This is a genomic window from Pedobacter hiemivivus, assembly GCF_005144565.1.
In the GTDB taxonomy this organism is placed as follows: Bacteria; Bacteroidota; Bacteroidia; order Sphingobacteriales; family Sphingobacteriaceae; genus Pedobacter; species Pedobacter hiemivivus.
Genome location: NZ_SWDX01000005.1, coordinates 64,113 through 76,800, shown reverse-complemented (window position 1 = coordinate 76,800; position 12,688 = coordinate 64,113). Strand labels below are relative to the sequence as shown.

Here is a 12,688-nt window from a genome sequence, read left to right as displayed (position 1 = left end):
TTAAAAAATGAAAGCAGCATATCTAGAAGGGAATAACCAACCATATATTGTAAAAGAAGTATCAACACCAGTTCCTACTGGTCAGGAAGTTTTAATTAAGCTTGAGTTTTCTTCTTTTAATCAACGAGACATCAGAGTACAAAAAGGGATTTATGCTGTGGCTCCGTTGCCTGAGGGCGGATTGGCCATTGGATCTGATGGTTATGGTAAAGTGGTAAAAGTTGCTGAGAATGCTGATCCAATGTGGATGGGGAGAGAAGTCGTGATTAACCCCGGGCGCAATTGGGGTGATAACCCTGATGCGTTTGGGCCAGATTTTAAAATAATGGGTTGCCCTGATCAGGGGACCTTTGCTGAATATATAGCGGTTGATCAGAAATACATCAGACCTAAACCTTTGTATTTAACCGATGAGGAAGCTGCTGCTTTGCCATTGGCAGGGCTTACGACTTATCGGGCCGTATTTACCAAAGGAAGAGTGAAGGCGGGGGAGAAGGTGCTGATAACAGGGATAGGGGCCGGTACTGCCTTATTGGCCCTACAGTATGCACTTGCTGCGGGTGCTGAGGTTTATGTGACTTCGGGCACGGAACGCAAGTTGGAAAGAGCAATTGAAATGGGCGCAAAGGCCGGTTTTAATTATAAGGCAGAAGATTGGGCCGCACAGGCAAATGCACTGACAAATGGTTTTGATGTAGTTTTAGACAGTGCTTCGGGTAAAGGATTTGCCAAACTGATAGAAGTATTAAAGCCAGGAGGTAGATTGGTGTTTTGGGGTGGTACGGATGGGCCTATCGAAAGTATAGTTCCGGCACATATTTACTGGAAAAACCTGTCTATCTTGGGAACCACACTTGGTAGTAATCAAGAGTTTGCCGATATGCTGTCTTATTCGGAAAAACACAATATTAAACCAGTGATTGATAAAGTTTTCCCATCACTAGCCCATGCACAGGAAGCTGCTGAATATTTAGCTTCAGGTGCTCAGTTCGGTAAAATTGTGATGGCGAATAAGGTTTAGCCTTGCTTTAGCAATTGGCGTTGTTGTACTCTTGCTGTGTGCGTACTGCCGTCATGACTCCATCCGGGAGGATAAAGGAAATACCTGATCTTATCCAGGAGTCTTGGCGCTTTTTTTACATCAGCCATTAAAGCGCTAAATTCGTGGAAAATGATGTTTATTGCACCGGTATCTTCAGGCTGCTTGGTTAATCCATAAACTATTTTTTCTTCATCAAGCTCTTTTTGAAAGGTGCCAAAAAGGCGATCCCAGATGATGAGGATCATGCCCATGTTTTTATCCAGGTAGCGCAGGTTACTCGCATGATGCACACGGTGGTGGGATGGGCTTACGAAAATGTACTCAAATAGGGGATGAAGCTTACCAATGGTTTGGGTATGCACCAGGTTGCCATAAATTTGGGTAACGAGGTAAGCAAACAGGATGTCGAGCGCATTAAAGCCCATTAACGCTAAAGGAAGATAGAAAAATGCCCGGTACAAAGGCTCAAAAACGGTAGATCTAAAACCTGTGGTTAGGTTAAAATATTGAGATGAATGATGCGTAACATGCATGGCCCAAAAGAACCTTACATAGTGGCCTGTATAATGTAAAACCCAATACAGGAAATCCTGAACAAGGATTAATACAATCCAGTAAAGGTAGACGTTGGTGATTTGGAATAACCGATGATGTCGGTATACATAGTCCAATAGCATAAATGTACCTGCCTTTGTAGCTAGATTGACAATAAACGCCGCAAACATGAGGTACACATTGGTTAAGGTATCACGCCCATGATAGCGTTTACTATCATGAGCGTAACTAAAATACATTTCAATTAAACTGAGTAAAGTAACAAAGCCGAATAAAGTAACTACGGTTATATTTCGATCTAGCTCAGTCATCTTTATTGCATTATGGTATGATTAATGTTTTTTCTTGTACGGTATGCGCACTAAAAAAGCCAAGTGCACCACCACTTATATTGGTTAAAGGATTGCTTGGTGCTGCGCCATTGTCTGATCCATTTGCACCAAACAAGCTAAATAGATAAGTATATACAGCTGGATCAACACAATGCATTATTGCGGTTAGCTTATCTCCCTTTTTAAAGTTTAAGGCCTTGTTTTTTGTGTCGTTTTCAAAAACAAGATAATCGTTAACCTCTTGTCCGGGGGTGAACTCATCATTCATTACCTCATAGTGTTTTTGGATCTTGTCGTTAACAAGCTGTTGAAACCAGTAGTAGTTTTTAGTTTCCAAAGGATCTTTGAATTTTACCATAGGCGTAACTCTAGTTGTATCGAAATCTTTTGGTTTAAGGGTGAAATCCATAAAAGGAACCACCTGTGGCATGGTGCTGCTGGCTTTAAATAACTCGCCGTTAATATTAACCGTTAAGTTATAGGTTTCGCCAGGTGTGCCATTAATTGCTGCAGTCTCGTAAATACCCTTTCCTGCTTCTGTTAACACAATTGTATTGCCTTTGGTTTCAATTTTAACACTAGCGCCACTAATTCCATTAAAAACGTTGTCATCGCCAAACGCTTTGGTCTCACTGATGTATACTTTACAGGTGCCGGGCTCGTTCGTAATGATGCCCTCGATTACATATTTAAGTTCGTTGTTTTTGAATTTTAAGTCTATAGCCTTTTCGCAAGACCATTGAACGGAAACCATTAATAAAAGTATAAAGCGAAGTATTGTTTTCATATTCTAGAATTTAAAATTATACGAAATTGAAGGAACGAATCTAAATAGGGTTGTTCTGACTGCTTCCGTTCTGTTTGGATCTGTTTCTTTGTCTCTGAAAGTAATGCGATATGCATTTTCTCTGCCATAAGCATTGTAAAGGCTAAAGCTAAGTTCAGAAGAGTATTTTTTGGTTTGTTTTAGTAGTCGTGTTGCGCCCAAATCCAGGCGGTGATAGCTTGGCATCCGGTCGGCATTGCGATCTGAAAAGTAGAAGTAGCTATGTCCAAGCAATTTGTATTTGCCATTTGGAAAGGTAACTGCATTTCCGGTGGAGAATACCCAGTTTGCAGATAAGGACCATTTTTTACTCAGTTGATACATAGTTACCAATGAAATGTCATGCGTCCGATCTTGACGGGCATTGTACCAATTATTGCTGTTGATGCCATCAATTTTTCTTTCTGTTTTAGAGATGGTATAAGCAATCCAGCCGGTTAGTTTTCCATTTTTCTTTTTCAATAGAAACTCTGCACCATAAGCCCTTCCTTTTCCATAAAGCAATTGGGTTTCGATAGGTTGATTGGTGTAGATATTAGCCCCGTTTCTATAGTCGATCTGGTTTTGCAGCGTTTTGTAATAGGTTTCAACGGTTAGCTCATAATTGTCATTACCCAGGTTTTTATAATAACCAAGTGATACCTGATCGCTCAATTCTGGTTTAATGACATTGGTGCTGGCCACCCATCTGTCTGTAGGAGAAGATGAATTTGAGTTGGAAATTAAATGCAGGTTTTGTGCATTTCTAACATAAGATGCTTTTATGGAAGTAGAGTTGTTTAGCTGTATAGCTGCAGCTATTCTTGGTTCAAGGTTTACGTATGTTTTAACAATTTCGCCGCTTTCATAGCTGGTGGTTCCAGTTACATTACCTTCCGGGTCAAACGTATAGTAGTCACCTTTGCCAAGGATACTGAAGGCAGAAACGCGTAATCCATAGGTGAAGCTTAAAGTGTTACTGGCCTTCCAGGTGTTGCTGGCGTAAACGGCATTCTCAAGTGAATATCGGTTTTGAAGTTCTTGTGATAATAGACCTGAATTTCCGGTTGCCTGAACTTCGCCTGGTTTAATGGTATGGTATATTGAATTTAGGCCAAAGCTAAGTGTGTTTTTATCATTGGCGTACCACTGCATATCTTGCTTAAAATTCCAGTCTCTAATTTGTGAGAAAAGGCTTAATGAGCTTTCATCATCAATAGATTTGATTTTATAATTGTAATTGCTGAATATAGCTGAGGTATTTGAAAATAGTTTGCTGCTAAAAACGTGGTTCCAGCGTAGGGTAGCAGTGGCATTGCCCCAATTTATACCCGCTACATTGTCTGCTCCTAATACATCTTTGCCAAAATAGCCAGATATAAATAACCTGTCTTTGTCTCCTAAAATGTAATTGGCTTTTAAATTGACATCATAGAAATACAGCTCTGAATTTTTGACATTTGAATCGCTGGAAAGCTTCAGAAACAAGTCGGCATAAGTTCTGCGTGCCGAAATCAAGAAAGAAGATTTTTCTTTTTGTATGGGTCCTTCTACGTTGATTCTTGCGGCGATAAGTCCTACACCACCACTTACGCCGAACTTCTGGTTATTTCCGTCGTTCATTTTAACATCCAGGACTGAGGATAAGCCACCGCCGTATTGCGCGGGCATCCCGCTCTTATAAAGCGTTACGTTTTTTATGGCATCGGAATTAAAGGTGGAGAAAAAGCCAAGTAGGTGTGAAGCGTTGTATACTGGCGCTTCGTCTAAAAGGATCATATTCTGATCGGCGCTGCCACCACGTACAAAGAAGCCACCGCTGCCTTCGCCCGAAGTTTTAACACCTGGCAAAAGCTGCAATGTTTTTATCAAATCGCGTTCTCCAAGTAACACTGGTACGTTTTTAGTCTCGCTGATGCTTAGTCGTTCCATTCCCATTTGAGGATTGTCTACGCGCCTTCGATCATTGTTTCCGGTAATGGTTACGGTTTCAAGCTCATTTAAATCATCATGCAGCGCAATGTTTAAACTGGTGTTTTTGTTTAAGTCTATTGTAGTCTTATAGCTTTTTGTTCCAACAGCATTTACACTGATGCTATGAGTGCCCACAGGTAAGGTAATAGAATAAAAACCATATTCATTGCTTGAAGTCGCATAGTTGGTTCCTGCTACACGCAAGGTTGCAGCTATAATCGTTTCGCCTGTACTGGCATATTTAATAGTACCACTTAAAGTTCTTTTTCCTTGACTTGCCGCCGGATTCGCCGCCGGTTCGGCCTCCGGCTTTTTTTCTTTAGCGGGGTCAAAACGTATAAATATTTCTGCGCCTAGAGGGCTAAACTGTAGTGGCTGTCCGGTAAATGCATCATTTAGCACTGTGGAAAGAGGGCTGTCTTTAGCACTTACGCTAAGTTTTACATTGCTGCTGGCCACCTGTTCATTGTACGTGAATTTAATCCCGCTTATGTTGGTGATCTTATCCAACGCTGTTTTTAGGGGCTCGTTTTTAAGGGTAATTGTAATGCGTTTTGCAAGCGGGTCTTGTGCCCATGCATGGGTTTGTACGATCAATAATAGCAGCAATACTATGGCAATGCATGTCAGAAATCTGACTTGTCCATTTCGTTTCATATAGATTTTGTGTGTTTAAAGATTATGGCCTTTTAAAGGCGTTTATTTTATGATTGTATAGCGTTCTCCTTCTTTTTTCCATTTCGCTTCCATCACTATACATAATTTATTTAGGGTTTCATTTAATGGACTAGTCATGTTCAGGTTACCATAGAATGCTTTCGAAGACAGTTCCTGATCCAATTGAATTTTTATGTTGTACTGGTTTTCTAAGTCGCTGCCAACTTCCTCAAGTGTTGCTCCTTTGTATTCATATAAGCCTAATCGCTTGCTCAGGAAGGTTGAGGCATCAGGATAGTTCAGCTTTGTGATTTTTGATGTCATCTTATCAACGGTAATTCTTTGATTGGCCGTTATTGTATCTCGCTGGGTATTGTTTTCGGTATTTAGGGCTACAGCTACTCTTCCTGTAACCAGTGTTACATCGATAGTATGTTGTCGAGCGTATGCGCTAACATTAAAACTGGTACCCAGTACAGTTGTACTTACCTCTCCACTTTTTATGATGAATGGATGTTTGGTGTCATGGCTTACTTCAAAGAAAGCTTCACCATCAAGTGATACCAATCTTTCGGCTCCTTCAAATTTATCAGGATAGCTTAATTTACTGTTTGGGCTAAGCCATACTTTGGTGCCATCGGCGAGTTGTAATTGTTTACGTTGGTTTGAAGCTGCGGCTAACTGATATTTTGGGGCCGTGTTAAATATTTGGGTAATAGCTGACCGGTAAAAATATGCGCCTGTAAATAGTAGGAGCAATGCTGCAACACCAATCCATTTTTGTAAACCAAGGTAGGGCTTCCTGGTAGGGTGTAATTTTACTTGTTGAGCTTCTGTTTTTAGGAATGGAGGAATTAAACCTTCTTCCGGCAAAGCATTCGTTTGATCCCAGGTGTTGGACATTAAAGCCAGTAGTTCCAGATCTGTATTGCTTTTATTTAGCAAGTCAAAGAATTGTTTAAGCTCTGTAGCGTTACACTGGTTGTTCAGGTATAGGCTGTATAAGTATTTTAATTGCTCTTTTTCTTCCACGGTTTAATAATTTAGCGAGCCCTTTTACGAAGCTCGTTTATTACAATACAATTGAAAAAGGGGAGGGGACTAGTGCGGGCGAAAATAATTTGATGAAGCAATGATAAAGCAAACAATGCTTCCATGTTTATTTACATAACTGCGGATGAATTTTGTGGCTTCTACCATATGGTTTTTTACCGTATTTTTTGAAATGTTCAATTTTTCAGCGATTTCATCATGACTCATCTCTTCATTACGGCTCATCTGGTAGATGATTTTTTTTTGAGGAGGCAGGTTCTCGATGGCTTCATCGTAGGTTTTTAGCAGTTCTTTTTCCAGTAGATTGTCTTCTGTCGTATTACGGATGGTTTCAATGTAATGGAATATTTCATCTTGCAGACTTTTTTCGCGCGCTACCTTTTTAAGATGATTGAGGACGTGATTTAGGGTGATTTTTTTGAGGTAGGCACTAAAGTTTAAATCGGTATTGATCTGTTCTTTCTTTTGCCATAACCTGATAAAAACTTCCTGAACAATCTCTTCTGCAGTTTCAGACGATTTACACAGATTGTAGGCATAAAGGTACATTTTGCTCCTGTACTGGTTGTAGATTTGTGCAAATGCCAATTCATCGCCATTTCTGAGCTTAGTCAGCAGCGTATGATTTTCAGGAATATCTGATTGGTCTGTAAACATGGAGCTCTATTACGCTCAATGTTAAATAAATTTTTCTATACAAAAAAATGAGAGCGTAATAGATGACTGACATAGGGTTGTCACAGCCCAATCTATATTTGCTCCATAAATCATCGAAAAATGGAAAAGCAAACACTCAGATCATTTCCTGTTATAGGAATTACAGTACGAACTAGCAATGCTGAAGGGCATGCAGCAAAAGATATCCCTGAATTGTGGGCAAGGTTTTGGGCAACTGATATTTCTGCAAAAATACCTGGAAGGATAGGTGACGATATTTACAGCGTGTACACTGCCTATGAGGGTGATTATACACAACCCTATACTACGTTGATTGGTTACAAGGTCGAAAACCTGGATCATATCCCCGAAGGCTTTTCAGGGTTGTTAATTGAAGAAGGACCATATATGAAATGTACTGCTAAAGGGAATTTATTGCAAGGTGCAGTATTCGATGCATGGCTGGAAATCTGGAATGCTGAGATTCCAAGAGCGTATACGGCTGATTTTGAGGTGTACGGAGAGCGTTCCCGAAATCCGGAAGATGCAGAAGTTGATATTTATCTGGCAGTTAAGTAATCAGAGCTTTAAATTTTTACTAAGTTTGAATATACTAACTCATAACTTATGGTAAAAATAAACAGATCAATAGGGATTCCGGCACTCGCTGGAACAATCTTATTCCTGGCTGCCTGCAGTAATTCCGACGTTAAAACGGGCGAACTTCAGTCTGGGATTATCCTTAAAAACATGGATACCACTGCGGTGCCAGGCAATAACTTTACAGAATATGTTAATGGCACCTGGATGAAAAGCACTAAAATTCCTTCGGATAAGGCGTCTTTTGGAGCAATGGCTATTTTAGCGGATAAAACACAGGATGATGTAAAAGCTATTATTGAAACAGCTGCAAAAAGTAACTCGAAAGATGGTTCGGAAGAACAGAAGATCGGTGACTTTTTTGATTCCTATATGAATATGAAAGTGCGCGATTCGATTGGTTTGGCACCTTTAGCTCCAGAATTCAAGAAAATTGATGCGCTTACATCCAATAAAGATCTTGCCGCTTATTTTGCTTATGCGAATAAGATTGGCTTTAAAATTCCTTTTGGTCTTGGGGTGATGGAAGATTTCAAAGATCCCAAAAAATATATGTTGTATAGCTGGCAGGGTGGTTTAGGCTTGCCTGACAGGGATTATTACTTGCTTACTGATGCAAAATCAAAGGAGATCCGCGACAAGTATGTTTTGCATATCGAAAATATGTTGAAGATTGCTGGAATACCTGATGCTGCTAAGAAAGCAAAAGAAATCATGGCTTTGGAAACCTTACTTGCTGCTAAGCATATGAAAAAGGAAGATACCAGAGATATGGCAGCTTTATACAACAAGTATGCGGTTAAGGATCTGAATAAGCTACTTGCTGATTTCGATTGGAATACTTTGCTTGCTGATGGTGGTATTAAAGGTGTAGATAGCTTAGTGGTAACGCAGGTGGCTTACACTAAAGACCTGACTGCAATTTTGAAAAACACGCCAATTGACACCTGGAAAACCTATTTGAAATGGGGCGTGATTCATGGCGCTGCGACTTCCTTAAATACGGCATTGGATAAAGAGAACTTTAACTTTTATGCGACAACGCTTAAAGGGGTTAAAGAAATGAAGCCACAATGGCGCAGAGCGGTAGATGTGGTAAATGACAATCTTGGCGAAATGGTGGGTAAGTTATATGTAGAGAAACATTTCCCACCGGTAGCTAAAGAGCGCATGTTGAAATTGGTGGAGAATCTTTTAAAAGCTTATGAATCTAGCATTAAAGAGCTTGACTGGATGAGTCCGGAGACTAAAAAGCAGGCTTTGGTGAAGATTAGTAAGTTTACGCCTAAAATCGGTTATCCTGATAAATGGAGAGATTACAGCACTTTGAAAGTGGTTAAGGGTGATCTTTATGGAAATCAGTTACGTGCAACCGAATTTGAATACAACAGAACCATCAATAAATTGGGTAAACCTGTTGATCGATCTGAGTGGGGCATGACTCCGCAGACGGTAAATGCATATTATAATCCGCCAATGAATGAAATTGTATTCCCAGCGGCAATTTTACAACCACCATTCTTTGATATGAATGCTGATGATGCTGTAAATTATGGCGGTATTGGTGCGGTAATTGGACATGAGGTTGGCCATGGTTTTGATGATCAGGGTAGTACTTTTGATGGTGATGGTGTGATGCGCAATTGGTGGACTAAGAAAGACACTGAAGAGTTTAAGAAAAGAACCAGCGCATTGGTGGCCCAATACAATGGCTTTAAAGTTTTTCCTGATTTGAGCGTAAATGGAGCGTTTACACTAGGCGAAAACATTGGTGACCTTGGTGGTTTAAGCATTGCATTAAGAGCTTATAACGCGAGTTTGAATGGTAAACCAGCTCCGGTTATGGATGGGTTTACTGGCATACAAAGAGTGTTTATTGGCTGGGGACAGGCCTGGTTGAATAAATCTACTGAGGAGAACTTGAGAAATCAGGTTGGTACCGATCCGCATTCGCCTGCTAAATTTAGAGTGAATGGTGTAGTAAGGAATATACCTGAATTTTATACTGCATTTAATGTGAAACCTACGGATTCATTATATCTTGCCCCTGATAAAAGGGTTAAAATCTGGTAATATGATCATCTAGTAATACGATCGTTTGTTGAAACGGTCGTCATGCCGGCGAAGGCCGGTATCTCTCAAGAGAAAAGATTAGCGCTTGAGAGGTACCGGCCTTCGCCGGTATGACGAATCGTATATTGTATGGTTGTGATTACTGATGTAACTATTTAACTGGTGATATAGCTTTCCAACTGGGAAATGGTTTGTTTCTGGTCTTCAATAATGAATTTCACCAAATCTCCGATAGATACCATTCCATGTAGTTGATCGTTCTCCATTACTGGTAAATGCCTGATGTGTTTATCAGTCATGATACCCATACAAAACTCAATGGTATCTGAAGGTAATACGGTAATTGGGTTTGCTGTCATGACTTCTTGTACAGAAGTTTCGGCAGAAGATTTACCATGTAGGATAATCTTTCGGGCATAATCTCTTTCCGTAAAAATACCTTTTAGACTTCCTTCGTCCATCACAAGTAGGGAACTAATGTTCTTTTCCATCATTACCTTCAGGGCGTCTAACACAGAAGATTGTTCGGTTATTGAGAAGATTTGAACCGATTTGGTGTTGAGTAGTTGTTTTACAGTCTTCATAAGAGATTCATATTTAGCTAATTAAATTTAACTAAAAAAATACAGAATCACAACATCACTTATAAAAACAATAAAAATAGTAGTTTGGCTAAAGTATCGATAAGATATCGTCTACATACTTTCTGTCGTTGGCCAATCGCGGTACTTTATGTTGCCCACCTAGCTTTCCTTTCGATTTTAGCCAGTTGTAAAATGTATTTGCAGGTGCATTATGGACTTTGGGTCTGCGCAGCGCAAGATCTTTAAATCGCTTTGCATCGTAGTCAGAATTCACGTCCCTTAGCGTTTGATCCAGCACATCTACAAACTTTTCAAAATCATTTGGCTGTTGGTCAAATTCTATGATCCATTCGTGGCCGCCTACTTCTTCTCCTTTAAAATAGATCGGGCAGGCGGTATAATCTTTAAAAACCGCATTTGTTTCGGTACAAGCTTTGCAAATGGCTTGCTCTGCATTGTCAATAATAACCTCTTCTCCAAAAGCATTGATAAAATGCTTGGTTCGACCGGTAATTTTAATGCGGTAAGGAGAAAGGTTGGTAAACTGTACAGTATCTCCAATCATGTAGCGCCATAAGCCACCATTGGTAGAAATGATGATCGCATAATTCTTATTCAACTCCACTTCAGCAAGTGATAGTGTCCGAGGATGCTCGTCCTCAAGTTGCTCTAAAGGCAAGAATTCGTAATAAATTCCATAATCCAGCATCAATAGCATTTCATCAGAATTTACTTCGTCCTGTATGCCAAAAAAGCCTTCCGAGGCATTATACGTTTCCAGGTAATACATGTCATTACATGGAATCAGTTCTTTAAATTGTTCTCTGTAAGGTTTAAAGTTAACGGCACCATGTATGTAAAGTTCAAGATTTGGCCATACTTCCAATAAATGTTTTTTGCCAGTTATTTCTAAAACTTTTTTGGCTAGAACGATGGTCCAGGTAGGTACTCCGGCAATATTGGTTACATTCTCTTTTATCGTTGCCTCTGCCATCTTTTCCATCTTTTCTTCATAATTGTCCATCAGGGCAATAGAAATGTTTGGCGTGCGGTAGTATTCGGCCCATACCGGCAGATTTTTGATGAGTACAGCTGAAAGATCACCGTAAAAAGAATCTTCATTCAGCTGATTAATCTGGTGACTTCCACCCAATACCAAGCCTTTTCCTGTAAGAATCTGGTTGTGGGGCCTGTTGTTGCAAAAGATGGATAACATGTCCTTTCCGCCTTTAAAATGGCATTCCTGCAAAGATTCTTCAGATACTGGGATAAATTTACTTCTGTCGCTGGTTGTGCCTGATGATTTGGCAAACCATTTAATCTCCGAAGGCCAGAGAATATTTTGTTCCCCCTTAAGCATACGTTCAATGTAAGGCTTTAGGGTATCATAGTTTTGTATGGGTACTCTTTCTTTAAATTGCTGCGGGCTAAGGATTGATTGGTAATCGTATTTTAACCCCCATTCAGTATACTCCGCACTGGAAATCAGTTTATGAAACCATTCTTCCTGTACATCATGTGGGTACTTCATAAAAAGCTCGATCTGATGAACTCGCTTTTTCATATACCAGGTGAAAATTGAATTTACAATTGCCATGCGTTGGATTTTGAATAAGGATTAAAGGTTTTTTTTACGAAGCACGAAATTAGAACCCAGGTACACCCTTCTTACCATTTCATTGGCAGCAAGGACCTCTGGCGTGCCTGATTCGAGGATTTTACCTTCAAAAAGTAAGTAAGCCCTATCGGTAATAGACAAAGTTTCCTGAACATTATGGTCTGTAATCAATATTCCTATATTTTTTTGTTTGAGTTTAGCTACAATCGTCTGGATCTCCTCAACTGCAATGGGATCGACACCGGCAAAAGGCTCATCTAAGAGGATAAAGTTGGGGTTTGCAGCAAGTGCCCTTGCGATTTCTGTTCTCCTTCTTTCTCCGCCCGAAAGTAGATCGCCTCTATTTTTACGCACCTTATGTAAGCTAAACTCACTGATTAGCTCTTCTAGTCGCTCATGACGTTCTTCCTTATTCAATTGGGTCATCTCTAAAATGGCCATGATGTTATCTTCTACAGATAATTTCCTGAATACGGAGGCTTCCTGAGCCAAATAACCAATTCCTTTTTGCGCCCTGCGGTACATTGGGTCGCTGGTAATGTCTTCGTCATCTAAAAAAATTGTGCCTTCATTAGGCTTAATCAAGCCAACAATCATATAAAATGATGTTGTTTTCCCTGCTCCATTTGGTCCGAGCAGACCAACAATTTCTCCCTGGCTCACACTAAACGAAACGTCGTTAACAACGGTACGCTGCTTATATTTTTTTATTAGATGCTCAGCTCTTAATATCATTTA

The 12,688-nt window shown here is 40.0% G+C and carries 11 protein-coding genes; 3 read left to right on the top strand and 8 right to left on the bottom strand.

Translation table 11 applies throughout. The features are described 5' to 3' along the window. Nucleotides 1–7 precede the first annotated feature (7 nt). The gene (locus tag FBD94_RS13580) at nt 8–1,021 is read left to right on the top strand and encodes a zinc-binding dehydrogenase (protein ID WP_131611436.1); all 1,014 of its coding nucleotides are present in this window, start codon (nt 8–10) and stop codon (nt 1,019–1,021) included. Here the strand turns inward: FBD94_RS13580 and FBD94_RS13575 are convergent. The 5 genes from FBD94_RS13575 to FBD94_RS13555 form a co-directional block, all read right to left on the bottom strand. Further along, a complete protein-coding gene (locus FBD94_RS13575; protein WP_136880571.1) occupies nt 1,018–1,908 on the bottom strand; it encodes a sterol desaturase family protein in 891 nt (296 codons plus the stop codon). The two genes, FBD94_RS13580 and FBD94_RS13575, sit on opposite strands and share 4 nt — an antisense overlap. A 10-nt stretch (nt 1,909–1,918) precedes the next feature. Continuing rightward, nucleotides 1,919–2,716 carry a DUF4249 family protein gene (locus FBD94_RS13570; protein ID WP_131611432.1) on the bottom strand — a complete coding sequence of 266 codons (798 nt, stop codon included), beginning with the start codon at nt 2,714–2,716 and terminating at the stop codon, nt 1,919–1,921. A gap of 3 nt (nt 2,717–2,719) precedes the next feature. Beyond that, a complete protein-coding gene (locus tag FBD94_RS13565; protein WP_136880570.1) occupies nt 2,720–5,365 on the bottom strand; it encodes a TonB-dependent receptor in 2,646 nt (881 codons plus the stop codon). 42 nt (nt 5,366–5,407) lie between these two features. Further along, nucleotides 5,408–6,397 (bottom strand): FecR family protein, encoded by a 990-nt coding sequence (locus FBD94_RS13560; RefSeq protein ID WP_131611428.1) that lies wholly within the window; start codon nt 6,395–6,397, stop codon nt 5,408–5,410. Between the two features lie 69 nt (nt 6,398–6,466). Then, the gene (locus FBD94_RS13555) at nt 6,467–7,075 is read right to left on the bottom strand and encodes an RNA polymerase sigma factor (protein ID WP_131611426.1); all 609 of its coding nucleotides are present in this window, start codon (nt 7,073–7,075) and stop codon (nt 6,467–6,469) included. Nucleotides 7,076–7,195: 120 nt separating this feature from the next. Here FBD94_RS13555 and FBD94_RS13550 point away from each other — a divergent pair, with 120 nt between their 5' ends. Both FBD94_RS13550 and FBD94_RS13545 read left to right on the top strand, forming a co-directional pair. After that, nucleotides 7,196–7,654, top strand: coding sequence for a GyrI-like domain-containing protein (locus FBD94_RS13550; protein ID WP_131611424.1), 459 nt, complete (start codon nt 7,196–7,198; stop codon nt 7,652–7,654). Nucleotides 7,655–7,702: 48 nt separating this feature from the next. Then, complete coding sequence (locus FBD94_RS13545; RefSeq protein WP_136880569.1) at nt 7,703–9,748, top strand: M13 family metallopeptidase; 2,046 nt, start codon at nt 7,703–7,705, stop codon at nt 9,746–9,748. Nucleotides 9,749–9,903: 155 nt separating this feature from the next. On the opposite strand, the gene FBD94_RS13540 is transcribed toward FBD94_RS13545, so the two are convergent. The 3 genes from FBD94_RS13540 to lptB form a co-directional block, all read right to left on the bottom strand. Then, nucleotides 9,904–10,332: a CBS domain-containing protein gene (locus FBD94_RS13540; RefSeq protein WP_136880568.1), complete on the bottom strand. Its 429-nt coding sequence runs from the start codon at nt 10,330–10,332 to the stop codon at nt 9,904–9,906. A gap of 88 nt (nt 10,333–10,420) precedes the next feature. Continuing rightward, the gene (locus FBD94_RS13535) at nt 10,421–11,929 is read right to left on the bottom strand and encodes a GH3 auxin-responsive promoter family protein (protein WP_131611418.1); all 1,509 of its coding nucleotides are present in this window, start codon (nt 11,927–11,929) and stop codon (nt 10,421–10,423) included. 21 nt (nt 11,930–11,950) lie between these two features. Further along, nucleotides 11,951–12,685, bottom strand: coding sequence for an LPS export ABC transporter ATP-binding protein (lptB, locus tag FBD94_RS13530; RefSeq protein ID WP_136880567.1), 735 nt, complete (start codon nt 12,683–12,685; stop codon nt 11,951–11,953). Between the last annotated feature and the right edge of the window lie 3 nt (nt 12,686–12,688).

Bases quoted from the DNA above. Each gene is read 5' to 3' on its own strand.
- FBD94_RS13565 (WP_136880570.1), bottom strand. From the start codon at position 5,365: ATGAAACGAAATGGACAAGTCAGATTTCTGACATGCATTGCCATAGTA.
- FBD94_RS13575 (WP_136880571.1), bottom strand. From the start codon at position 1,908: ATGACTGAGCTAGATCGAAATATAACCGTAGTTACTTTATTCGGCTTT.
- FBD94_RS13545 (WP_136880569.1), top strand. From the start codon at position 7,703: ATGGTAAAAATAAACAGATCAATAGGGATTCCGGCACTCGCTGGAACA.
- FBD94_RS13535 (WP_131611418.1), bottom strand. From the start codon at position 11,929: ATGGCAATTGTAAATTCAATTTTCACCTGGTATATGAAAAAGCGAGTT.
- FBD94_RS13580 (WP_131611436.1), top strand. From the start codon at position 8: ATGAAAGCAGCATATCTAGAAGGGAATAACCAACCATATATTGTAAAA.
- FBD94_RS13570 (WP_131611432.1), bottom strand. From the start codon at position 2,716: ATGAAAACAATACTTCGCTTTATACTTTTATTAATGGTTTCCGTTCAA.
- FBD94_RS13550 (WP_131611424.1), top strand. From the start codon at position 7,196: ATGGAAAAGCAAACACTCAGATCATTTCCTGTTATAGGAATTACAGTA.
- FBD94_RS13555 (WP_131611426.1), bottom strand. From the start codon at position 7,075: ATGTTTACAGACCAATCAGATATTCCTGAAAATCATACGCTGCTGACT.
- FBD94_RS13540 (WP_136880568.1), bottom strand. From the start codon at position 10,332: ATGAAGACTGTAAAACAACTACTCAACACCAAATCGGTTCAAATCTTC.
- lptB (WP_136880567.1), bottom strand. From the start codon at position 12,685: ATGATATTAAGAGCTGAGCATCTAATAAAAAAATATAAGCAGCGTACC.